At 53.9% G+C, this 22257-nt stretch carries 20 protein-coding genes and 1 pseudogene; 10 read left to right on the top strand and 11 right to left on the bottom strand.

Going from position 1 to position 22257, the window contains the following annotated elements; translation table 11 throughout:
- Positions 1-80: 80 nt before the first annotated feature.
- Complete coding sequence (gene arcC, locus PFER_RS06755; protein WP_048150196.1) at positions 81-1037, bottom strand: carbamate kinase; 957 nt, start codon at positions 1035-1037, stop codon at positions 81-83.
- A gap of 210 nt (positions 1038-1247) precedes the next feature.
- On the opposite strand from arcC, the gene PFER_RS06760 reads away from it, so the two are divergent.
- The 4 genes from PFER_RS06760 to PFER_RS06775 are packed head-to-tail and all read left to right on the top strand — an operon-like array spanning position 1248 to position 4730.
- A complete protein-coding gene (locus PFER_RS06760) occupies positions 1248-1730 on the top strand; it encodes a DUF3201 domain-containing protein (protein WP_048150326.1) in 483 nt (160 codons plus the stop codon).
- A gap of 9 nt (positions 1731-1739) precedes the next feature.
- Positions 1740-2897, top strand: a complete 1158-nt coding sequence (locus PFER_RS06765) for an RsmB/NOP family class I SAM-dependent RNA methyltransferase (RefSeq protein WP_048150199.1) — start codon at positions 1740-1742, stop codon at positions 2895-2897.
- Entirely contained in the window at positions 2894-3928 is a 1035-nt protein-coding gene (locus tag PFER_RS06770) for a flippase-like domain-containing protein (RefSeq protein WP_048150200.1), read from the top strand. Before PFER_RS06765 ends, PFER_RS06770 begins: the two co-directional genes overlap by 4 nt.
- Positions 3897-4730, top strand: coding sequence for an NAD(+) kinase (locus tag PFER_RS06775; RefSeq protein ID WP_048150202.1), 834 nt, complete (start codon positions 3897-3899; stop codon positions 4728-4730). The genes PFER_RS06770 and PFER_RS06775 overlap by 32 nt, the downstream gene beginning before the upstream one ends.
- On the opposite strand, the gene PFER_RS06780 is transcribed toward PFER_RS06775, so the two are convergent.
- Together PFER_RS06780 and PFER_RS06785 are read right to left on the bottom strand one after the other, a co-directional pair.
- Positions 4727-5485 carry a DUF835 domain-containing protein gene (locus tag PFER_RS06780; protein WP_048150204.1) on the bottom strand — a complete coding sequence of 253 codons (759 nt, stop codon included), beginning with the start codon at positions 5483-5485 and terminating at the stop codon, positions 4727-4729. The two genes, PFER_RS06775 and PFER_RS06780, sit on opposite strands and share 4 nt — an antisense overlap.
- Complete coding sequence (locus tag PFER_RS06785) at positions 5485-6459, bottom strand: bifunctional N(6)-L-threonylcarbamoyladenine synthase/serine/threonine protein kinase (protein WP_048150207.1); 975 nt, start codon at positions 6457-6459, stop codon at positions 5485-5487. The genes PFER_RS06780 and PFER_RS06785 overlap by 1 nt, the downstream gene beginning before the upstream one ends.
- 152 nt (positions 6460-6611) lie before the next feature.
- Here PFER_RS06785 and gor point away from each other — a divergent pair, with 152 nt between their 5' ends.
- Positions 6612-8576, top strand: coding sequence for a glyceraldehyde-3-phosphate:ferredoxin oxidoreductase (gene gor / locus PFER_RS06790; RefSeq protein WP_048150210.1), 1965 nt, complete (start codon positions 6612-6614; stop codon positions 8574-8576).
- A 34-nt stretch (positions 8577-8610) separates the two neighbouring features.
- On the opposite strand, the gene PFER_RS06795 is transcribed toward gor, so the two are convergent.
- The 7 genes and pseudogenes from PFER_RS06795 to PFER_RS06820 form a co-directional block, all read right to left on the bottom strand.
- Positions 8611-10299 carry a prenyltransferase/squalene oxidase repeat-containing protein gene (locus PFER_RS06795; protein WP_048150214.1) on the bottom strand — a complete coding sequence of 563 codons (1689 nt, stop codon included), beginning with the start codon at positions 10297-10299 and terminating at the stop codon, positions 8611-8613.
- A gap of 9 nt (positions 10300-10308) precedes the next feature.
- Entirely contained in the window at positions 10309-11202 is an 894-nt protein-coding gene (locus PFER_RS06800) for a hypothetical protein (RefSeq protein ID WP_048150217.1), read from the bottom strand.
- A 161-nt stretch (positions 11203-11363) separates the two neighbouring features.
- Positions 11364-11856 (bottom strand): annotated as a pseudogene (locus tag PFER_RS12005) (IS982 family transposase); the annotation flags it as partial.
- A 133-nt stretch (positions 11857-11989) separates the two neighbouring features.
- Positions 11990-13420 carry an NADPH-dependent glutamate synthase gene (gene gltA, locus PFER_RS06805; protein ID WP_048150219.1) on the bottom strand — a complete coding sequence of 477 codons (1431 nt, stop codon included), beginning with the start codon at positions 13418-13420 and terminating at the stop codon, positions 11990-11992.
- Entirely contained in the window at positions 13420-14289 is an 870-nt protein-coding gene (locus PFER_RS06810) for a sulfide/dihydroorotate dehydrogenase-like FAD/NAD-binding protein (protein ID WP_048150222.1), read from the bottom strand. The genes gltA and PFER_RS06810 overlap by 1 nt, the downstream gene beginning before the upstream one ends.
- Positions 14290-14453: 164 nt before the next feature.
- Positions 14454-15215, bottom strand: coding sequence for a tRNA (adenine-N1)-methyltransferase (locus PFER_RS06815; RefSeq protein WP_048150224.1), 762 nt, complete (start codon positions 15213-15215; stop codon positions 14454-14456).
- On the bottom strand, positions 15181-15843 hold the full coding sequence (locus PFER_RS06820) for a DUF257 family protein (protein WP_048150228.1): 663 nt from the start codon (positions 15841-15843) through the stop codon (positions 15181-15183). Before PFER_RS06820 ends, PFER_RS06815 begins: the two co-directional genes overlap by 35 nt.
- 71 nt (positions 15844-15914) lie before the next feature.
- Between PFER_RS06820 and PFER_RS06825 the strand changes: the two genes are divergently transcribed.
- On the top strand, positions 15915-16229 hold the full coding sequence (locus PFER_RS06825; RefSeq protein WP_048150230.1) for a signal recognition particle protein Srp19: 315 nt from the start codon (positions 15915-15917) through the stop codon (positions 16227-16229).
- Here the strand turns inward: PFER_RS06825 and PFER_RS06830 are convergent, their stop codons facing one another.
- Positions 16230-16469, bottom strand: coding sequence for an Lrp/AsnC family transcriptional regulator (locus PFER_RS06830; protein WP_048150233.1), 240 nt, complete (start codon positions 16467-16469; stop codon positions 16230-16232).
- A gap of 342 nt (positions 16470-16811) precedes the next feature.
- Between PFER_RS06830 and PFER_RS12450 the strand changes: the two genes are divergently transcribed.
- The 4 genes from PFER_RS12450 (at position 16812) to PFER_RS06850 (ending at position 22251) form a co-directional block, all read left to right on the top strand.
- The gene (locus PFER_RS12450; protein WP_084593926.1) at positions 16812-18968 is read left to right on the top strand and encodes an ABC transporter substrate-binding protein; all 2157 of its coding nucleotides are present in this window, start codon (positions 16812-16814) and stop codon (positions 18966-18968) included.
- Between the two features lie 149 nt (positions 18969-19117).
- Entirely contained in the window at positions 19118-20119 is a 1002-nt protein-coding gene (locus tag PFER_RS06840) for an ABC transporter permease subunit (RefSeq protein ID WP_048150235.1), read from the top strand.
- A gap of 10 nt (positions 20120-20129) precedes the next feature.
- Positions 20130-21281, top strand: coding sequence for an ABC transporter permease (locus PFER_RS06845; protein ID WP_048150238.1), 1152 nt, complete (start codon positions 20130-20132; stop codon positions 21279-21281).
- Positions 21274-22251 carry an ABC transporter ATP-binding protein gene (locus PFER_RS06850; RefSeq protein WP_048150239.1) on the top strand — a complete coding sequence of 326 codons (978 nt, stop codon included), beginning with the start codon at positions 21274-21276 and terminating at the stop codon, positions 22249-22251. The genes PFER_RS06845 and PFER_RS06850 overlap by 8 nt, the downstream gene beginning before the upstream one ends.
- Positions 22252-22257: the final 6 nt, after the last annotated feature.

Here is a 22257-nt window from a genome sequence, read left to right on the forward strand (position 1 = left end):
CATACAATCAAGCAGTTAACAAAATTTGGAGCGTGGAATCCCACATACCAAGAACAAGATTAGAAAAGGACAGAAAAACCTCACTCCCTTACAACCTGCGTTCCGGTTTTCCCTTCGAGGGCTTCCACGGCTTTATCCAGAGACGCTATTACCGCCCTCTCGCCGCCCCACTCGACGAACCTTATCACTGCCAGAACCTTCGGCCCCATGCTTCCCTTCTTGAAGTGCCCCTCTTCGTAATAGCGCCTCAGCTCCTCGACGGTTACCTTACCGAGCCACCTCTCATCGGGTTTGCCGTAGTTTATTGCCGCTCCGTTCACGTCCGTCAGTATCATGAAGATGTCCGCCTTAACTTCCTCCGCGAGCCTCTCTCCGGCAAGGTCCTTGTCTATAACGGCCTCAACACCCTTAAGCTCTCCGTTCTCCTCGATGACGGGGACGCCGCCACCGCCACTCGCTATGACTATGAAGTCCTTCTCCACGAGGTCAACTATCACCGGGGCCTCCACGTGGCCCTTCGGGTCGGGACTCGGAACAACCCTTCTCCATCCCCTTCCGGCGTCCTCTATAACAGTCCAGCCCTTCTCCTTCGCGAGCTTCTTTGCCGTCTCTTCGTCGTAGAAGGGGCCAACGGGCTTGCTCGGGTTCTGGAAGGCCGAATCGTTCTTATCAACGATAGTCTGGGTAACAATGGTTGCAACGGGCCTCTCAACTCCCCTCCTCCTCAGCTCGTTTATGATGGCCTGCCCTATCATGTAGCCGATCTGCCCCTGGGTCATGGCTCCAGCGACGTCCATGGGCTGGGCCGGGATGCCGTGGACGCTCTGCCCGGCGTCCATGTGGAGGAGAAGGGCACCAACCTGCGGGCCGTTGCCGTGAGTTATGACGACATCGTAATCGTTATCGAGGATTATGTCAACGATCTGCTTCGCGGTCTTCCTCACGTTCTCCATCTGCTCCTCATAGGTCCCCCTCTGGCCCCTCTGAAGTATAGCGTTCCCGCCAAGAGCTATCACAACCCGTTTCTTCACCCTCATCACCCCCTAGTGTCCATAGTTGAACTTCGATGCATAAAAGGCTTTCTTAGCGGTAAAATGATTTACACAGCAAAAATTTCGGGTTTTTGAATGAACCGGTTTATGAAGGTAAAGGGACGGGGAGTTAAGTTTTAAAACCACGGTGCTTAGTTTAGGGGGGTGAGAAGCGTGGGGAACAACGCGAGAGAGATTCATCGGTTTTTAAACGAGATGTGGGGCGAAATCTTCAGGCTCAACGAGGAACTGAAGTCCCTGCTCCCGGAAGAGGGCTTCAAGGTCGAGGATGTTGAGGGGGTTTTCGGAGCTTACATATTCGTAGAGGGGAGCTGGGAGCAGATGCTCTACCCTCACCCGGCCTTCGAGATAAAGCCCGGGATTGAGGTTGGCGCGACCCCGGATGGCTACTACTTCGTTATCGCGGTTCCCGGAGAGAAGGTGAGCGAGGGGTTCGTTTCCGCGTTCCTGGAGCTCTTCCCGAGGAGCTTCATCTACGGGAGCGAGAACTTCCTGAGCGATGTTTACAACTGGAGGCGGGACGAGAGGGTCTCCCCTACGGAGATCCTGGAGAAGATCAATGAGAGCGGGGAGAAGGTCTTTCAGTTCGAGGCCAACTTCGGGAGCGCGGATGGACTTCGCGAGGGGATATTCAAACTCATAGAGCTCGGAAAGCGCTTTGAAATCTTCGACATCTGAGGTGTCTCCATGGGCTACGAGGAAGCCTTTCCACCGGAACTTCGGGAGTACTACGCGAAACTCTTCGGGAGAGAGGCGGAGGAGATAATGGCCTCGCTGAGAACGCCGGTGGAGAAGTACTACATAAGGGTGAACACCCTCAAGACGAGCCGCTCAAAGCTGATGGATATCCTGAGGAAGGAGGGTCTCAAGCCCAAGAGGAGCCCCTACCTCAAGGAGGGAATCTACTTCGAGAGGGAGGGCCCGAACTTCGACGACGATTACGAGCCCGGCCTGCCCGTTGTGAGAGCCAACAAGTTCGCGAGCGAGAGCGTCTACCAGGGGGCCATGCTCTACGCGCCCGGAGTGCTCCAGGCCGACAAGAGGATAAAGCCCGGCGACAAGGTTGAAATAAAAGACCCGCGGGGACTTCTGGTCGGAATCGGAATAGCGAGAATGAGCGCCAAGGAGATGATACTCTCGACGAGGGGGCTGGCCGTAGAGGTGACCCTGCCAAAGTTCAGGCTGCCGAGTTTGAGCGAGCTGGAGAGCTTTAAGAAGGGCCTCTTCTACGCTCAAAGTTTGCCCTCGATGGTAGCCTCGAGAGTCCTAGAGCCGAGCGAGGAGGATCTTATCGTTGACATGGCTGCCGCTCCCGGCGGGAAGACATCGCACATCGCCCAGCTCATGGGGAACAGGGGCGAGATAATAGCGATGGACAAGTCGAGGAACAGGCTCAGGAAGATGGAGGAGGAGCTTGAGAGGCTCGGCGTGAAGAACGTCAAGCTGATTCGCATGGACTCACGGAAGCTCCCGGAGCTCGGAATCGAGGCAGATAAAATACTCCTCGACGCACCCTGCACGGCCCTGGGAATACGGCCCAAGCTCTGGGAGAGCAGGACGCCGAAGGATATAGAGGCGACCGCGCGCTACCAGAGGCACTTCATAAACGCCGCCATAAAATCCCTCAGGAAGGGCGGCGTTCTCGTTTACTCAACCTGCACGCTGAGTTATGAAGAGAACGAGGCCAACGTGAGGTACATCCTCGAAAAGGGCCTCAAGCTTGAAGAGCAGAGCGTTTTTATAGGCTCCCACGGTATCGGGGTTGAGGACGTCCAGAGGTTCTACCCCAACAGGCACCTAACCCAGGGCTTTTTCATAGCGAGGTTCAGGAAGGTGCAGGCATGAGGGGGAGGAAGTACCTGCTGATGGCGCTGGGAGTTGCACTCATAATAGCGCTCATAGTGTGGGCTGGAGTGGAAGAGACCCTCAAAATCGTCATGGGCGCTTCCCCCCGACCCCTTGTCCTAGCAATACTCACGCAGGTTCTGGCCACGTTCGCATGGGCCCTTCGGTGGCGCGTGTTCCTCAACAAAGCGGGTATAAGGCCGGGGACGAAGGACCTCCTGATGGCGGTCATGATAGGGGTCTTCGTCAACAACATAACCCCGGGGGCGAGGGCGGGCGGCGAGCCGGCGAGAACATACTTCATAGGTAAAAGGACCAACAGCGGGTACGGGGCCGTTTTTGCCACGGTCATGGCGGATAGGATACTCGATGTAATTCCCGTCATGGCATTCACCTTCATTGCATTTAAGTACGCGCTGGACGGAGGAAACAGACTTCTCCTCCTTGTCCTTGGAATCTCAACCCTCGCCCTGGCGGTGGTGCTCCTCCTTACGATCCTCTTTTCCTACAACGAACGCCTCGCCCTAGGGCTCGTGAAGAGAATCCTGGGCCTCATAAGGCGGCTCTTTCCCGGCAGGTTCTCAAGGGTCGAGGAGGACATAGAGGAGAAGATAAGGAACACGGTCATGGAGTTCAGGGAGACTCTCGTTGACCTATCCAAGGACCCGGCGGTTTTCTTCAAGACGCTCTTCTACTCCTTTGCCCTATGGGGATTTATGGTTCTGAGGACGTACTTCGTCTTTGAGAGCATCTCCCACCCCCTCCCGCTCTCAAGCATAGTTATGGTGCAGATGGCGGGCATAGCGATGGGCATGATAAGCGTCATCCCCGGAGGCCTCGGCATAACAGAGGGGATAAACTCGGCCCTCTATCTGAGCCTCTCAATAGAGAAGAGCATCGCGGTGACCGCCACCGTCGTGGATAGGTTTATATCCTTCTGGCTCCCATCAATAGTAGGCGGGGGTATAAGCCTTTACCTAAGCGCAAGGGATGGTAGTGATGAGGTTCGGAGTGATAGCGAGGCGCGATAGGGAGGAGGCCCTGAAGCTGGCCTACCGCGTTTACGACTTTCTCAAGGTCAGCGGGTACGAGGTCATAGTTGACGAGGAGACCCACAGACACTTCCCCCACTTCGGGGAGGAGGACGTTTTTCCACCGTCCCAGTTCGATGTTGACGTAATCGTGGCCATCGGCGGTGACGGGACGATACTAAGGGTCGAGCACATGACCCCCCGGGACATACCGATCCTCGGGATAAACATGGGCACCCTCGGGTTCCTCTCCGAGGTGGAGCCGAGCGAGACGTTCTTTGCAATAAACAAAGTCCTCGAGGGGGACTACCATATAGACGAGCGCATGAAGCTCCGCATCCACGTGGAGGGGGAGAGGTTCCCAGACGCCCTCAACGAGGTCGCCCTCCTCACGGGAATCCCCGGGAAGATAGTGCACATCAAGTACTACGTGGACAGCGGACTGGCCGACGAGATAAGGGCCGATGGTTTGATAATATCAACACCAACGGGCTCCACTGGTTATTCCATGTCAGCTGGAGGACCTTTTCTGGACCCGAGGCTCGACGCGGTTATCATAGCCCCCCTTGCCCCCATAGCCCTGAACGCGCGCCCCCTTGTCGTCCCCGGAACCTCGAGGGTTGACGTGAGGGTGCTCACCCAGGACAGACCATTCATTCTCTCCATAGACGGGCAGTTCTACAAGTCCCTTGAGCCGGATGTGGAGGTCGTGGTCAAAAAGTCCCCCAGAAAAACTAAGTTCATACGCTTCTCCCGGGAGATATACCCCAAGTACACGCTGAGAATAAAGAAGAAGTTTTAGAGGGGCTCGAATTCGTTGAGGAGAAGGCGGTAGTTCCTCGACCCTATGGCCTTCTCGTCAACGGCCACTATGAGGGAGGCGTTGAGCATAAGAAGGTGATCCTTGAGGTTGACCAGGAACTTGAAGACGCTCGGGAACTCGTTGTACATGAGTAGGTACTCTATGCAGTCTATCACGATAACAGAGCCGTCAAACTCCTTCGCGAACTGTATTGCCTTCTCCTGTATTACATGAAGCTTCGTTGGGGGAATTCCCGCGTCCGTGGCCTGTGTAATCCAGATGGTGGTGGCGAACTCGCCCGCGCCGCTGTAGAAGGTGGGTGAACGCGTGAATATCAGCGAGGGGGAATTCCTCTCCTTGAGAAGTGCCATTATCTCCGTAAGTTTCTCCTTTGAGCCGGAGACGATATAGGCTCCCGCCATTTCATGCTTGATCTGAGGGGAGGTAGGTTTAGGTACAGGGACGTAGGACTTCTCTAGGGCCTGTACGTAGGCTATCATGGTGTATACTATTCCAACGATTGAAACACCGTAGAGCAGTGTTATTGTCTCCCTAGTATATGGGAACTGATAGAAATCGGATATCAGGTCAAGAAGACGGCCCATGAACGCGAAAGATAGGAAGATTGAAGCCCGCTGTATGAATGGCCTCAACTCTGCGGTGTAACGGTTCCACCGCTTGAGGAAGAACCACCATATGTATCCCACGGCCACGAGAAGAATCGTGTCATAGATGGGTGCGTAGGGTGGCTCCATCACCAGGTTACCTCCATCTCGTCGGTGCGGAACTTCTGTTTCACTACTGTGTCCTCAACTTTAAACCTTACGCCGCCACGGTACATCCTAAGTCCTGTGTAGGCTATCATCGCACCGTTGTCCCGGCACAGATCGTACGGGGGCACGAAGAAAGTCACGCCGCGATCCTCCGTCATGATTTTGAGCATCTCGCGGAGGCGGTTGTTGGCAGCAACCCCTCCAACGAGAACCACCTCATCCTTTCCGGTGTGGGCGACGGCCCTTTCCGTGACCTCCACCAGAGCGGCGAAGGCAGTCTCCTGGAAGGAGTACGCCACATCCTCAATTCTGTATTTACCCGTGCGATACTTCCTGACCGCTTCGGTGAGCAGACCGGAGAAGCTAAGGTCCATCCCCTTGACAGCGTAGGGAAGCTCTATGTACCGCTCACCATTCAGGGCGAGCTTCTCTATCTTTGGGCCTCCCGGAAAGCCTATGCCGAGCTCCCTCGCGAAGGTGTCTATGGCGTTCCCTATTCCTATGTCAAGGGTCTCGCCGAAGACGCGGTATCTGCCCCCTTCCAGAGCCAGAACCTGCGTGTTTCCTCCGCTAACGTACAATCCCACGGGGTCTTTAACGCCGAACATCTTCGTTATCTCAACGTGGGCTATGCAGTGGTTCACACCCACTATTGGCTTGTTGTGTTTTATGGCGAGGGCCCTCGCAGCAGTGGCAACAACCCTGAGGGCGGGCCCGAGCCCCGGCCCCTGGGAGAAGGCTATAACATCAACGTCCTCCATGCTCACCCCGGCGATCTCAAGGGCCTTTTTCAGGAGAGGTTTTAAGAGTTTAGCGTGATGCTCTGCGGCCTCCTTCGGGTGAATTCCACCCTTCTCAGTAGTTAGGGTATCGAATACGTTGGCGAGAACCTTCTCTTCGGTAACAACGCCGATGCCAAGCGTGTGCGCGGTTCCTTCGATTCCCAGCGCTATCATGATAAACCCCTCCACCCCACGGTTTAAAACGTTAGTGGCGCTGGGATGAAGCTCCAGAAGGTTAAAATATTCCGGGAACGTAATGTATAGAGGGCAATTCTTAAATATCCCTTGCCCCAATAACACTCGCAGTGATATGTGGAGGGAGAAGTATGAAGTTCACAACACTCAAGATTAACCTTGACGAGGGGCGTGTGGAGAGCGAGGAATTCTCAAAAGAGGGGATATACGGCATAATTGACTACGCCCTCTACCTCCACGATGAGGTTCACAGAACTTACGAGCTTGATCCCTACGACCCGAAGAACGTCACCGTGTTCGGAAAGGGGCCCTTTGCAGGCTCAATTCTTCCCGGGGCGCACAGACTGATGTTCGTCTTCCGCTCCCCCCTCTGGGGAGGTGTTTTCCCTTCGGCGATGGGTGGTGCCGCCTACCAGTTCCAGAACGTGGGAGTGGACTTCGTTACCATCGAAGGGAAGGCGGAGAGGCCCGTTGTGCTAATACTCCGCAACGACGGCGAGAACCTGAGCGTTGAACTCCACGAGATAGAGCTCGAAAGGGTAATCGAAATATGGAGGGGTTACAAGGGCGAGGAAGGCGTCTATGCACTCACCCAGTACCTGATAGACCATCTCGGGAGCAAGTTCAAGGGAATGGAGTACAGGATTGCCGTGGTTGGTCCAGCCGCCCTTAACAGCAACTACGGCGCCATCTTCTCCCAGACGCTGAGGAAGGGCAAGCGCGTTGAGGGAAGCGAGGACTGGGCCGCCCGCGGCGGCTCCGGAAGCGTCCTCCTCAGGGCCCACAACGTCGTGGGGATAATGTTTGGAGGAAAGCCGAAGAAGAGGGCCTTCCCGGGCGAGGACATCTCATCCTTCAGAACCGCCAAGGGAATAGTGGAAGGCATCCACAAGAAGCCCTACAACGACGTCATAGCCGAGAAGACCGTCAAGTACAAGTACAACCCCAAGCTCAAGACCGGAGGAACCTTCGGCGGAAACTACCCGGCCGAGGGCGATTTTGTTCCGATCCTCAACTGGGGAATGCCCTACATCGAGAAGGAAGAGAGGATCAAAATCCACGAGAACATAATGAAGCTTTACTGGGAGCCCTTCAACAAGGAAGCGATAGAGACCAAGAACTGGACGAACTGCGGTGAGCCGTGCCCCGTCGTGTGTAAGAAGTACGCCAACGGCCACCACATCGAGTACGAGCCGAGGGAAGCCAACGGCCCGCTCAGCGGCGTTATAACCCTCCGCGCAAGCGACATAAGCGTCCCGGCCGTTGACGCGATGGGCTTCGACGCCATAGAGTTCGGCGGAACCGCGGCGTGGGTTCTTGAGCTCGTTCACCGCGGAATACTCAAGCCCGAGGAAGTCGGATTAAGCGATAAGCCCGACTTTACGAAGGATGCCCTCCTTGAGAAGCCAGTTGAGGCCAGCGAGAAGAACGCGAAGCTCGTCGCCGAGCTGGCCCACAGGGTTGCCTTCGGGGAGAGCGAGATAGCGAAGATCATCGGCCTCGGAAAGAGGAAGGCGAGCGAAATACTGGACGAGAAGTTCAAAGACCGCTTAAATTATGGGGAGAGCTTCAAGGACTACGGTGTCTTCACGCCGCTAGGTGACGACGGTGAGATAACGCCGACGATGTACTGGGCCATCGGGAACTACATCCCCTACCCGATTCAGGGAAGGTACTGGACGTTCTACCAGTTTGGGGTGTTCCTCGAGCCGGAGGAGCTCGCCCAGAAGAGCCTTGGAAGCGCCATCTGGGAGTTCTGGTACGACAACATCGGGTGGTGCCGCTTCCACCGCGGCTGGATGAAGCCGGTCCTCAAGGCCCTCTTCATGGAGGCCTACGGGGAGAGCTTCGACATGGAGGAGCACTCCAAGAAACAGCTGAGGAAGCTCATAAACTACGCAAAGAAGGCCGGATACATGCCCGTTTTCTGGGACAGCATGCGCGTCATTGACCTTCTGGCCAGGGGAAGTGAGGAGTTCGGGAACGAAAACTGGGCTGAGAGGTTCAAGAGGGACAAGGTCGGCACCGCCAAGGAGTACCTCAAGAGGGTTCTCAACGAGTACAGCTCCGCCCTCGGGGTTGACTGGACCCTCTGATTCTTCCATTTTATCATTAAAAAGAAGAGGGAGCTTATTTCTCCAGCAGAGCAAGCATGTCCAGAGCCAGGTAAGTCGCTATAGGGTCCCCTTGCTCCGGAAGTTCGCAGGGAGCGTAGGAGAAGAAGCCGTAGGGACATTTTCTTAGCTCAAGGGCCCTCAGTATCCTGTCCTTCTTGACGTCCCTTCCCGAGTTCTTCAGGGCAATCAAAGCGTACCTCGTCAGGGGGAAGAAAGGCCACATGCCATCGCTTCCCCTATAGGACTCTATGAACTCCCAGGTTCTGTCGTCTATGTTATCATACCCGAGCTCCTGAAGCGTAAGAACCGCGTAAAGGGTCACTTCAAACCTCAGGATTGAAACGTTGGTGATGCTCCCTCCGAACCCCCCATCATCGTCCTCAAGAGGAAGAACCCGGTGGAGAAGTTCCCCTTTCCAGCTCTCATTGAGCGGAATTCCAAGATCCTTCGCTGTCAAAAGGACATAGTACGTATCCTTGAGGAGGTAGGGGTTCGTGTAAATTCTGGAGAAGTTAAAACCCTCCACAAAATCCAGCACCTTTGGCTCAACTATTTTCCGTACTTCATCCCGTGGATAGCTTGTATCGAGGAGTGCAGTGTACTCTGCCCAAACCACGGGCGGTGAAGTCTCCTTATACAGCGAACCAAGGAGGTATTCCCTAACCTTTTCCTCGTTTGGAACGCTCCAGTTCATCATTTTCAATGTCTTAACTGAAAAAGCTGTGGTTAAAGGATCAGGCCCAATGAAGTCATGGATGTGGAGGAAACCACCAATTGGGCTCTCCAATGAGAGGACGTATCTGGCGGTATCGTTCCCCACATTACCACCGAGCCAGACCACCATATCCACCGCCCAATGCGTCGTTGAAAGCCTTTCCCTCCTCCCAGAGCCATCGGAATAGGAGCCATCCTCCATTTTGTACTCTGAAATCTCATTTAGCAGCTCCGCCCTTAAAGCGGGACCCTCAATCCCCTCCTCGTGAATGAACCTTGAAAGTGTCATGAGTCCATAGAACCAGCGCTCATCGGGGCTACGGGAAAGGTCATAGAAAGTGGCCATCGCCCGACGGTGCATTTCCTGGTAATTAGGAATCTCTGAGAGCCTTAAACCACTCTCCCGAAGAAGTTCACGGTACACCATGAAATCCCACAGAAATTCATCCCCCGATTCGGCACCGAGGGAAGACCACAACCGAAGGGCGTACTCCCTGGCAGAGGAAGGCTCAAGCATTGCAAGTGCCTCCACGCTTTCAAAGCTGGCATTGGAGCGTTTTACCTCGGCCCCCACTATGGCCCGAAACGTCCCTCTGTCCACGGGGCTTATGTTGAGCTCCCTGAATATTTTAAGAAGGTAATAAACACCGTTGAAGGCCTCGTAATCCCTTCTCCCGCTCCTTAGAATATCCTCCTCATATTTCCTTACGAACGTTATTGTCTTCTGATCCGGCTCCATTCCCATGGCTTTAAGGGCGGCAATTCCATGGTAGGTGGCGTAGATGGTTGGCACCAGCGTGAATGAAACATCCCCCCATCCCCCCGTTTCGGGGTCCTGTGCCATTGTAAGTCGTTTGGCGGTCTGTTCTTCCCATCCTTCGTCAATTATGGATTCACGAAAGTTCTGTCCGGACCTTGAGGTGGCCCATATTGCCGCCGCCAAAATAATAAAAACCACGAGAAGCGAGAGCCATCCCTTCCCCTCCATGGAATCACCTCAAAATACAGTGGAACTTATGCCTACAGATGTACTTGCACTTGGAGAGATTATGGTGCCCTTTTTAATTTCAAATTTTGCCAGAGCCGTAGAACCCACATGAAATATCTTCACTTTATTGTAGTCATATATTGTTAAGGTGCCAATGTACTCATCCGAGATAGTATCATAATTATAAACAACATCCTCACCAAAAGATCCACTTAATGTTATGTACGTACTCCCTCCCGAAACTCCAAGATTAATTGCCGGAACAAGAGAAATAGTGCCCCCCAAGCTCCAGCCACTTGTATACTGCTCTCCAGAGAATATGATAGTATTTAACAATTTAATGCTTCTGCAATTATACTGGTAAGTAGTGTATGGAGGATACATATAAACAAGAGTACTATATGCATAGTGGTATGCATCAACAGTTATACGCTCAACGGGATCATAATACCCTATACTAAAAACAGCAGACATTGCTGCTCCAGTAGCTAGTTTTACTTTCTTATCACTAGTAATTCTAAAGTATGTAGTTGCTGTATCATAGTCGGATTTTCTAAATGTCTTATACTCATAATCACTAACTTCAAGACCATAAGAATATTTATTCAAAACACGTCTAACCATCAAATTATTAAACTCTTCTAAGATTTCTCCTCTTCCAACGGATGGAGTCCGCCCAATTAATATCTCTCCGTTTTTTAACCTCAAAATAGGAACCGTGGCTCCCTTAATAGTTACAGTTTGTATCGAGGAATTCTTCGGCGAATCAAACTGGTTGAATGCACTTGCAGTAGTCAAAGTCGAGACAGTACTTAAGAGCAAAAACACCAAAAGAAGCTTACTAATAATATTCCCCTTTAAGATACAACAACCCACTATCTTTTTTATTGCACTATCCCCCATAGTATCACCTCGTGACTAAGTTATACAATATTATTTTATAAGTTTTTTTGGTATAATTAAGGTTTAGAGTACAAATAATGATAAAGTTTTTAAATTTAGTGCTTACAATCATTATTAATAAAACTAGAAACAAGAATTATATAAATGGAAATATACTCACTCTAGTTTCCACCACCTGTGAAATTGTATAATCTATCTAGTTCACGGCCAGAATCGTTCCCAAAATCTTAACAGCCAAACCCTTCAAACTAACACTCCTGCTCGCCTCAGAAGAAACTCAGAAAACTTCAAAAACATGGTCTCAATCTTCCTCCGGAAATCATACAAGTGCCTGTAAAACCTCCTTTCCCCAGATTATTAATCTGATTCTCTCGCTTCACCAGCGTGTAAACAAAACAGCAAACTTCAGGGATTCCTCTCAAGATCCCTACTAACATCCCCTTATACAATAAACCGAAAACAACCATCAAACTCTACAACAATCACTCCGAACTTTCCCCTGACAACCTCTACATCATGCTTATCCGCCGGATCAAAAGACAGCAAACCAAGTAACCGGAGTTTTTCGTGCCGGTTCAAGCGTTCTGTTAGTTTGTTGTACCTGAGTTTGGGGAACAGTTTCATTTCCTCGATTAAAATCTTGTAAGTGTGTTTGGTAGTCCTCCGGGCAATATTACCGAATGGTTTCAGAAGGTAATGCCCCGTTATCTTGACAGTATCTGATGGGAGCTAGTTATGAATTTATTCTCCACAAAAACGGAAAAAGAAGTGGAAATCATGAGTTCTGCTATTCCCTCTTCTTCGTGAGGTACTCGTGGATGGCCTTGGCGGCCTTCCTTCCGTCTCCCATGGCGAGGATAACCGTCGCCTCTCCCCTTATGGCGTCTCCACCCGCAAAAACCCCCGGGATGCTCGTCATGAGGTTCTCGTCAACGACTATCCTTCCGCGCTCGACCTTGAGGCCGGGGGTGTTGACGATGAGCCTGTTCGGGTGCTTTCCGATGGCTATGACGACCGTGTCCGCTTCGAGCGTAACGTACTCACCGGTTCCGACGATCCTCCTCTTGCCGTTGCCGTCGGTCTCCTCGAGGGCCCTCATCTTCTCGAACTTCACGGCCTTGACCTTGCCGTTCTCGTCGCCGATGAACTCAACCGGGTTGATGAAGTACTCGAACTTTATGCCCTCCTCCTTGGCGTGGTGAACCTCCTCGACCCTCGCGCTCACGTCCTCCGGGCCGCGGCGGTAGGCTATGGTAACCTCGGCGCCAAAGCGCCTCGCGCTCCTCGCGGCGTCCATGGCCGTGTTACCGGCACCGATTACAACCACCTTCTTTCCGACGTAGACGGGAGTGTCGTACTCTGGGAAGAGGTAGGCCTTCATGAGGTTGACCCTGGTGAGGAACTCGTTGGCGGTGTAGATTCCGTTGAGGTTGATTCCCGGGGCGTTGACGAGCCTCGGGGTTCCGGCACCGGAACCAATGAAGACCGCATCGTACTCCTCAAGGAGTTCCTCTATGGTCACGGTTCTCCCGACGATGTGGTCGGTGAGTATTTTAACGCCGAGCTTCCTGAGCTTATCAATCTCCTTCTCGACAATGCTCTTCGGCAGCCTGAACTCAGGAATGCCATACATGAGGACTCCACCGGCCTCGTGGAGGGCTTCGAAGATGGTGACGTCGTAGCCGAGCCTTGCGAGCTCTCCCGCAGCTGTGAGACCGGCCGGGCCCGCTCCAATGATTGCAACGCGCTTTCCCTTCTTCTCGATCTTTGGCATTATCTCGGAGAGGAGCTCCTCGTCTATGCCCCTCTCGCGCGCGTAGTCGGCCACAAACCTCTCCAGCTTGCCTATGTTTATCTTGTCGCCGACCTTGCCCATGACACAGTTCATCTCACACTGGTCCTCCTGCGGGCAGACACGGCCGGTTGTTGCTGGGAGTGAGTTGCAGGCCCATATGACGTTGAGAGCCTCCTTGACGGCCTTGTCCGGGTTGTCGCGGTACTCCACGAGCTTGCTTATGAAGCCGGGGATGTTTATGTGAACGGGACAGCCCTTGATACACGGCGCGTAGTTGTAGGGGCACTGAAGGCATCTTTCCGCCTCCTTGACGGCCAGCTCAAACGTGTAACCGAGATTGACCTCAAAGAAGTCCTTAACGCGCTCCTCCGCCGGCCTCTCCGGGGTGGGAACGCGCTCCTTGATAAGCTGCCTCCTCGGCATTACTGCTCACCTCCCTGAAGGGCCTTCATATAGTGCTCGAGGGCGAGCCTTTCCATGGGGGCGTAGAAGCCGCTCCTGTGTATCAGCTCATCCCAGTCAACTTTGTAGGCGTCGAAGCCCGGCCCGTCTATACAGGCGAACTTGACCTCACCGCCGATCATGACGCGGCACGCCCCGCACATTCCCGTGGCGTCAACCATGATCGGGTGAAGGTCGGCGTGCATGGGAATTCCAAACTTCTTAACGACGTTGAATATGGCCTTCTGGCCGCCGGCAGGGCCGACGGTTAGTACCATGTCGAAGTGCTCGTTCTCAAGGAGCTCTTTGACCTTCGCAACGGCCCTCCTGACGAGTTCCTGGGCGATCTCCTGCATTCCCCAGCCGGGCTGAAGGTCGAAGCCTTCAACGATGTGCCTCGAAACGGCCTCCTCGAACTCCTTCTTGAGGAGAACCATCGGGTTGGGGGAGACGTGGAGGGTTGTAACGTCGTTTCCAAAATCCTGCCAGGCTTTGGCTATGGGAAAGACCTCGACTATTCCCGTTATCATTCCTATGGCGAGGATTTTGCCGTACTTCTTCATTGGGGCGGGGTTTCCGAGCGGACCGGCGACGTTTAGAAGTTCGTCACCGGGTTTGAGTTCGTTGGCCATCCTCATGGTGGTCTTCCCGCGGATGAAGGTGACGAGGGTTATCCATCCCTCCTCCCTGTCCCACGTGATTGGGGTGAGGGGAATCCTCTCGCCGTTGGGGAATGCCCTGACTATGACGAACTGGCCCGGCTGGACCTTTTTGGCAACGTGAGGGGCGTGCACCTTATACCATACCTCGTTCATGGCGAGCTCCTTTTTATCGAGTATCTTGTAAGGCATGATGTACACCTCCGTACAGGGGTCCAAACATGGACATCTAAAGGTTTCAAACCTAGAGTACTTATAAATCTGTTGTTAACCTTTGGTTCAGAAGGGCGAAAAGCCTCCGCCTAAAAAGGGCATCAACCGAAAAAATTTCCAAAAAGGATACTAAAGAAAACGAATCAAAGGCGCCGGATAAACGTTATGTAACCCGTGTGAGCGAGCATCCGCGTGCTCGGTCTGAAGCAGTTTTTGCTCACTTCCTGCTCCCTCACAAGACACTCTACTGTCTTCGGCTTCCCGAAGTACTCCCTGTACTCGGTCAGGTGCTCATGAAAGCGCTGAACCTGGTTGGCGCATGGTGTGTACGCCACGAAGTATCCTCCCGGCTTGAGGGCCTCCACCGCGTGGGGAAGGACCCTCTCGGGCTGCGGAAGGTCGAGGACTATGTGGTCAACGCCCCTCTCCTCTATCCCCTCGTAGACATCGCCAAGCTTTATGGTAACCCTGTCGGAGAACCCCGCCCACTCGATGTTCCTCCTCGCTATGTTGGCGAAGTCCTCCCTGAGCTCATAACTAACTATTCTACCTTCAGGCCCCACTACGTTGGCCAGAAAGAGAGTTAAGGCCCCGCTTCCAACGCCCGCTTCCACTATGAAGTCGCCCGGCGAGATGCCGGCATAGGCTACTATCTGCGCCGCGTCCTTCGGATGAACCGTCTGGGGGCCGCGCTTCATCTTGGCTATGTAGTCCGCTATGTTGGGTTTTATGACTCTGAAAACCTCTCCCCTGTGGGTCTCAAGCCTCGTTCCGTACTCCCTGCCTATGAGCTCACCGAGGTTGAGTATCCCCAAATCCGTGTGGAACTCTCTATCGCTCACCGTAAGGAGGTAGCTCTTACCTCTCCTGTCAATCAGCAGAACTTTGTCCCCTTCTTTTATCATTTGAACCACCAATTAAGCCTTTTTTCAGGTTTATTGTCGAGCCCTCCTTGCCCCACACCTCGAGCACCCACGAGGAAAGCTCCTCCATGAGGGCCAGCGCACTCCCGTTCACGAGGTCAGTGTTGAGGAGGTACACCGAAGCCCAGTCCTCTATGGGGAGAGAGCTCCGTGTCACGAGGAGGGTCTGGAGGGCCTTCTCCTTGCCGAAGTATATGTACTCCGAGACGCCGAGGCTCACGAAGTAAAGCGGCTTATCCTGGGTGCGGAGGCTTTCCCTTATCGCCCCGTAGTAGCTGTCCAGGAAGGCCTCGCTGTCGTAGGTGAGAGGCACCTGAACGAGGATTTTTCCATAGCTTGCCTGTCCCGGTCCTATCTTTATAACGCTGATGTTCCTTATGCCCCTGAGCAGGGTTTTGTACTCGGACGCGGGGAGCTTCCTCACGTAGTTCCTGAACATTAAGTCCCCAACGCCGAAGAAGTCGTCCACCAGAACCATACCCTTTTGAAGTATCGCGGGCATGACCTGGCCCCAGAGAAGGTCCTCTATAGGGTATCCCCCAGGGTACTCTATGAGAAGGGAATCGCCACTCTTCATTTCCTCTCTCAAAAGCTCGGCAATTGACACCATGTCTCCCACCCTATAAACCTTGAACCTAAAGATTTTTTAGGTTTTTTATCGAGCTACCGGGGGTGAGAGAAATGAAAAAGTTTGTGGTATGGACGAACGAGCTCGATGCGAGATTGAGTAAGAAGTACGGCAGGATCGTTCCAAAAACACTCGCGGTGGACGCTCCATCCGCCGACGAGATAATACGGGTATGTAAAGAACTTGGGATAAACGTTGTTAGTGTGGAGAAAGAAAAGCGCAACCCACGCCTGAGCGGCCTCGATGAGAACCTTCGCACCAAGGGAATGCTCGTTCTCGAGAGCGAGGATGGAAAATCCGCTACCCTGAGAAAAATAGCCCAAAAGATACGGGAATTTAGAAAGGCAAAGCCCAAAAAGAGGAGGTAATCACTCCTCGACCTCAACCACTATGGCAGTGGTGGTGTCAATAACACCGTCTATGTTGTGAATATCGTGGAGTATCTTCCTGGTGAGCTCACCGAGGTCCGCTGCCTCAATGTGGACGATGGCATCGTAGGGGCCGGTAACCGCGTCGGCCTTGAGGACACCGGGTATGCTCTTTATCTCCTCAATAACACTTTCAACCTTGCCAATCTCAACCGTAAGCAAAACATAAGCTCTTACCATCGGCATCACCGGATACTGTTGTCAAATCTCTATTGCACCTCTTCCAATTTAAGGTTTTCGTAATCCCAAATCGAAGCGACCAGAGGTGAAAACACAACGGTTGGGGAAAAACCTATTTTGTGTTACAATGCGCTCGGGCCATGACTTTGAAGTGTCCGGATGGACATTAGTACACATTGATGAAATTGGATAAGGTAACATAACTTGGAGGATGCAGCACACATTAACCATAATACCGGCAGATTGGGCTTTATTTTGTGATACACTCTCGCAGAACATCGAAAGTTTTATTACTGCATTGCTATATAGAGTATGGTGCCCAATGTATTGGGAGGTGTATGAATGAAGAAGAATGTACTTGCCCTGTTGTTGATAGGCCTGATGGCCTTTGCCGTCGTGGCCAGCGGATGTATCGGTGGTGGGGGAGAAACCACTTCAACCAGCACGAGTAGCCCCGCGGAAACGTCCACCAGCCCGACTCAGACGGCGACGACTCCCGCCAAAGCGATCCACAAGAACGTGCTCTACGTGATAAACGACGACGCCATAGCAAGGATTAACCTCTTCCAGACCGGAACCGTTGATACCGTCGCCATTCCTCCCGAGAGGATCAACGATGTTAAAGGCCTGACCTTCCAGGGCTTCAATTCCGTTGTTAAAACCGATATTCTCCAGCCGATCCTGACTTTCATAGTCTTCAACACGTATAAAGAGCCCTTCAACAACCCGAAGGTTAGGGAGGCCCTCGCCTACGCAATCCCCTACGACCAGATAAGCCAGAACGTTTATTCCGGCAACCTCGAGAGGAACTGGGGTCCGATACCCAAGCCCTGGCCGGGCTACACGGAGTACGGCATAGTCAAGTACACCTACGACATGAACAAAGCCAAGCAGCTCCTCCAGGAGGCCGGAATAGACCCGACCCAGTACAAGATTGAGCTCATCTACAACTCAGGAAACTCAGCCCGTGAGAAGATTATGACCCTCCTCCAGAACGTCTGGAGCCAGCTCGGCTTCCAGGTTACCGTTTCGAGCTACGAGTGGCCGGTTTACCTCGGAAAGGTCAGCAAGGGCGACTTCGACGTTTACGTCGTTGGCTGGGTGCCCGATTACCTTGACTCCGACAACTGGGTTGGCCCGTTCCTCTACGGTGCCACCGAGTTCAAGGAGCTCAACATCAAGACAGACGCGAGCGAGAGCGACATAAGCTCAATGATGAGCGAGGCCCAGGTCATCGAGACGGAGAAGGGCGTTGTCGTCGTCGGCCCGAAGGGAAGCGGCGCGAGCGTTAGCCTCCCGAGCGGCAAGAAGGTCATAGCCATAAGCTACGTCGTTGACGAGGAGAACACCCCGACCATAGAGAGCCTCATGGAGGCCGGACAGGGATTCGGTGCCATCAACCCCGCATTCTTCAGGGATACAAACGTTGACGCCCTCGTTATAGCCGCGAGGAGGGCAACGGCCGCGGAGGTTAGGACCCAGCTCTTCGAGGCCCTCTACATCCTCGGCAACAAGTACGTGCCCGAGGTCATCCTCGGCCAGAACAGGCAGATGCGCGTCTACTGGGACTGGGTGAAGGGAAGGTACTACCACCCGACCTTCGCCGAGAGGTACGACCTCATATGGGAGGACCCGAAGGCCCCGAGCGTTGACGTCGGTATAAAGAACTACAAGAACGACCCGAACACCTACGTCATAGGCACCATCGGATGGCCCGAGAGCTTTGACCCGGCCTGGACGTACGAGACCTTCGGATGGGAGATATGGCACGAGATTGGTGATACACTCGTCACCTACTGGAAGGAGGAGACCGAGGAAGTCACCCCCGACCTCGCCGTTGCCTGGGCCCACAACGAGGACGGTACCGAGTGGTACTTCGTCATAAGGGGCGGCGTTAAGGCCTACGACCCGTGGAACGACAAGACCTACCCGATTGACGCCACCGATGTTGCCTTCACCTTCTGGCGCGTTAAGAGGCTCGGACACAGCGTCAGCTGGATGACCGACTTCATGGACCTCGAGAAGTCCCAGCCGCTCACAGAGGACGAGTTCAAGCAGGTTCTCTCAAGCGAGAAGCTCATCGCCGACTACAAAGGAAAGAGCGTCGAGGTCAAATCAATGGACGACCTCCTCAACCTCTTCGGCTACAGCGGCGAGACCGCTGGAGTCTACAAGCTCGTCCTTCCGGATCCATACGCTCCAATCCTCGGTGTCCTCGCCGACCCGTTCCTCTCCGTGGTTCCGGCCGAGTACCTCCTCGGAGACAAGTACGACGAGGCGATGGCAGCAGCCCAGAACGGCAAGAACCCGAGCGCCTGGGAGAACTACGTCCAGGAGGGCGAGGAGGACCCGACCCACCAGCTCATGCACAAGTACCCGGTTGGAACCGGCCCGTACTTCGTCAAGGACTACGAGGAGAACAGCTACATCGTCCTTGAACTCAACCCCTACTACTGGAACAAGGAGCTCTGGGAGAAGGAGTACGGCTACAAGCCGTGATTTTCCCTTATTTTTCTTTTGGATTTTCTCCCATTTTGGAAAACCATTCCCGGCTTGTGATGGCTTTCCCCGGCTTTGGATGAACAATAAGAGACATTCATGATAAAATTTTTATACGCGTGAAATATCAGTGCATTGGGGGGATGAAATTGGCGGACTTGAAGAAGTTTCTCATAAGAAGGATTCTGACCTTCCTGCCCACGCTGGTTGGGGTCACTCTGATTGTTTTCATAATAGCCTACGTGATTCCGGCTGACCCCGCGAGGGCATGGGCAGGTGGAGAGAAGGCATCCCAGGAAGCCATAGCGAAGATAATAGAGCGCTACCACCTCGACAAGCCATGGTACGACCAGTACTGGTTCCTCGTAACAGGGCTGGCCAAGAACACGCTCATAGACCCAAGAACCTCCAACCCCGTCATGGACGACATTGGGAAACGGTTCCCGAAGACGTTTGAGCTGGCGCTGGTGGCGTTCATATTCGTCATCCTCATAGGCGTCCCTCTGGGAATACTCTCGGCGCTCAAGAGGAACACGTGGATTGACACGGTCATAAGGTTCTTCGCACTCATAGGAGTCTCGACGCCGGTCTACTGGCTCGGCTACATACTCATATTCGTGTTCTTCGTCAAATGGAGGGTGATAAACCTAGCCGGCTTCCCGCCAAACCCGAGCCACGAGATAACGCACATACCCCTGATAGACTCCCTCATCACCGGAGAGTTCACGATATTCAAGCAGCACATAGCGAGGCTCTGGCTCCCCGGCTTTGTCCTGGGCTTCATGGGCTCGGGAGTTATAGCGAGGTTCGTCAGGAACTCCTTCCTTGAGGCCCTCAGCAGCGACTACATAGAGTTCCTCAAGGCCAAGGGCGTTCCAAAGCTCAGGGTCTACAGGCACGCGCTCAAGAACGCCCTCGTGCCCATCGTCACCGTCCTCGGACTCCAGTTCGGAGGACTCCTTGCGGGAGCTCCAATTACGGAGACCGTCTTCGGAATCCCGGGAATGGGACGCTACGCCCTCCAGGCAATCCAGAACCTCGACTTTCCGGCGGTTATAGCGATAACCTTCATCTTCGCCCTTGTCTACGTCACGGCCAACCTCGTGGTGGACATACTCTACGCGGTCATTGACCCGAGGGTGAGGTACTGAGGTGGTTGAAATGCAGGAGGAGTACAAAAAGGGAATCCTTGACAGGCTCGCCGATAAGCTCGTTTACGGTATCGGCTCGTTCATCAGCCTCTTCAGGAAGGACTGGAAGAAGAAGAACAAGTCCAAGATGGAAGAATGGCGTCTCATGCTCTACGCCCTCAACCGCTCGCCCCCGGGACTCATAGGCCTCTTCCTCGTGATACTCTTCGTGTTCTTTGGCATATTCGGCCCGAGGATGGCCCCATGGCCCTACAACTACTTCCCGTTCTTCGATAACAGTAGCGCCTACCTCGCCCAGCCCGGAACGACGGTCTACCTCGGCCCCCACAACACCAGCGCCACCTTCCACCTTGGAGCGGACCACTACGGTAGGGACCTCCTCAGCCTTCTGCTCGCGGGAGCGAGGACTTCATTCGTCATATCCATAATAGTCATAACCCTTGGGGTCCCCCTCGGAATCATCCTGGGGTTGATAGCCGGCTACTACGGAGGGAAGATCGACGAGCTAGTGATGCGCATAACCGACATGTTCCTTGCCTTCCCCGCGCTCATATTGGCCATAGCTCTCTCCGCCGTCCTGCCAAACAGACTTCAGGCGTTCATATCGAGCCACGCCCACCTACAGAGCTTCGTTCTGTGGCTGTTCGCCCTCGATGTGAGGGAGGCCGGAAACCTCGGAAGGCTCCTATCGGTGATACTCGCCATGATCATAGTCTGGTGGCCAGCTTATGCGAGGATAACGAGGGGTTCAACCCTAACGGAGAAGGAGAACCTCTACGTTGAGGCGGCGAGGGCGATAGGCCTGAGCTCGTGGACGATAATGTTCAGGCACATCCTTCCCAACATCGTTGGCCCCATCCTCGTCTACATCACCCTCGACTTCGGTGGCGTTATACTCATGGAGGCAGGTTTGAGCTTCCTCGGCCTTGGTGCCACCCCACCGATAGCGGACTGGGGTAGGATAGTTTACGACGGGGCCCAGTTCTTCCCGAGGGCGTGGTGGCTCATCGTGTACCCGGGTTTCGTGGTCATGCTCGTGGCCCTTGGATGGAACCTGCTCGGTGACACGCTCAGGGACATCCTCGACCCGAAGACGAGGAGGAGCATAGAGTTCAAGGTCAAGAAGGCCGAACAGATGGAGGAGGGTGAGAGCAATGCCTGAACCAATCCTTGAGGTTAGGGACCTCACCGTTCACTTCTACACCTACGCCGGAATAGTCAAGGCAATAGAGAAGGTCTCCTTCGACGTTTACAAGGGAGAGACCTTCGCCCTCGTTGGTGAAACCGGCTGTGGAAAGAGCGTGACTTCGAGGGCTTTAACCCAGCTCATAGAGAGCCCCGGAAGGATCGTGGGTGGAAAGGTCATCTACCACTCCGACAAAGGACCCATTGACCTGCTAAAGCTGAACGAGGAGGAGATAAGGAAGATAAGGGGCAAGGAGATAGCCTACATCTTCCAGGATCCCCATGCTTCACTCGACCCCCTCTACCGCGTTGGCCACCAGATAGCCGAGGCCATGGTGGTTCACGAGACGGTTAGGGACTGGAAGGAGGGGATAAAGAGGGCCCTCGACATACTCAAGCGCGTCCTCATTCCCGATCCCGAGAACAGGGTCAAGAACTACCCCCACGAGATGAGCGGGGGAATGAAGCAGCGCGTTGTGATAGGGACGGGCTTAGCCAACAACCCCAAGATACTCATAGCGGACGAACCCACCACCGCCCTTGACGTTACCGTTCAGGCGCAGATACTCGATCTCATGAACAGGCTCAAGAGGGACTACAACACCACCCTGATACTAATCACCCACAACATGGGTGTGGTAGCTGAGATGGCCGACAGGATAGCGGTGATGTACGCGGGCAAGATAGCGGAGATAGGGACAGCCGAGCAGATATTCAAGAACCCGCTCCACCCATACACGCAGGGACTCCTCAAGGCCGTGCCCAACCCCATGAAGAAGATAGAGCGCCTCGACGCCATCCCTGGAACAGTTCCCAACCTCATAACTCCCCCATCGGGATGCCGCTTCCACCCGAGGTGCCCCTTCGCAATGGAGAGGTGCAAGCAGGAAGTGCCGGAGCTTAAGGAGGTTGAACCGGGTCACTTCGTGGCCTGCCACCTGTACTGAGGTGAT

Source organism: Palaeococcus ferrophilus DSM 13482 (assembly GCF_000966265.1).
GTDB classification, from domain to species: domain Archaea; phylum Methanobacteriota_B; class Thermococci; order Thermococcales; family Thermococcaceae; genus Palaeococcus; species Palaeococcus ferrophilus.

Bases quoted from the DNA above. Each gene is read 5' to 3' on its own strand.
- arcC (WP_048150196.1), bottom strand. From the start codon at position 1,037: ATGAGGGTGAAGAAACGGGTTGTGATAGCTCTTGGCGGGAACGCTATA.
- PFER_RS06760 (WP_048150326.1), top strand. From the start codon at position 1,248: ATGTGGGGCGAAATCTTCAGGCTCAACGAGGAACTGAAGTCCCTGCTC.
- PFER_RS06765 (WP_048150199.1), top strand. From the start codon at position 1,740: ATGGGCTACGAGGAAGCCTTTCCACCGGAACTTCGGGAGTACTACGCG.
- PFER_RS06770 (WP_048150200.1), top strand. From the start codon at position 2,894: ATGAGGGGGAGGAAGTACCTGCTGATGGCGCTGGGAGTTGCACTCATA.
- PFER_RS06775 (WP_048150202.1), top strand. From the start codon at position 3,897: ATGAGGTTCGGAGTGATAGCGAGGCGCGATAGGGAGGAGGCCCTGAAG.
- PFER_RS06780 (WP_048150204.1), bottom strand. From the start codon at position 5,485: ATGGAGCCACCCTACGCACCCATCTATGACACGATTCTTCTCGTGGCC.
- PFER_RS06785 (WP_048150207.1), bottom strand. From the start codon at position 6,459: ATGATAGCGCTGGGAATCGAAGGAACCGCGCACACGCTTGGCATCGGC.
- gor (WP_048150210.1), top strand. From the start codon at position 6,612: ATGAAGTTCACAACACTCAAGATTAACCTTGACGAGGGGCGTGTGGAG.
- PFER_RS06795 (WP_048150214.1), bottom strand. From the start codon at position 10,299: ATGGAGGGGAAGGGATGGCTCTCGCTTCTCGTGGTTTTTATTATTTTG.
- PFER_RS06800 (WP_048150217.1), bottom strand. From the start codon at position 11,202: ATGGGGGATAGTGCAATAAAAAAGATAGTGGGTTGTTGTATCTTAAAG.
- gltA (WP_048150219.1), bottom strand. From the start codon at position 13,420: ATGCCGAGGAGGCAGCTTATCAAGGAGCGCGTTCCCACCCCGGAGAGG.
- PFER_RS06810 (WP_048150222.1), bottom strand. From the start codon at position 14,289: ATGCCTTACAAGATACTCGATAAAAAGGAGCTCGCCATGAACGAGGTA.
- PFER_RS06815 (WP_048150224.1), bottom strand. From the start codon at position 15,215: ATGATAAAAGAAGGGGACAAAGTTCTGCTGATTGACAGGAGAGGTAAG.
- PFER_RS06820 (WP_048150228.1), bottom strand. From the start codon at position 15,843: ATGGTGTCAATTGCCGAGCTTTTGAGAGAGGAAATGAAGAGTGGCGAT.
- PFER_RS06825 (WP_048150230.1), top strand. From the start codon at position 15,915: ATGAAAAAGTTTGTGGTATGGACGAACGAGCTCGATGCGAGATTGAGT.
- PFER_RS06830 (WP_048150233.1), bottom strand. From the start codon at position 16,469: ATGGTAAGAGCTTATGTTTTGCTTACGGTTGAGATTGGCAAGGTTGAA.
- PFER_RS12450 (WP_084593926.1), top strand. From the start codon at position 16,812: ATGAAGAAGAATGTACTTGCCCTGTTGTTGATAGGCCTGATGGCCTTT.
- PFER_RS06845 (WP_048150238.1), top strand. From the start codon at position 20,130: ATGCAGGAGGAGTACAAAAAGGGAATCCTTGACAGGCTCGCCGATAAG.
- PFER_RS06850 (WP_048150239.1), top strand. From the start codon at position 21,274: ATGCCTGAACCAATCCTTGAGGTTAGGGACCTCACCGTTCACTTCTAC.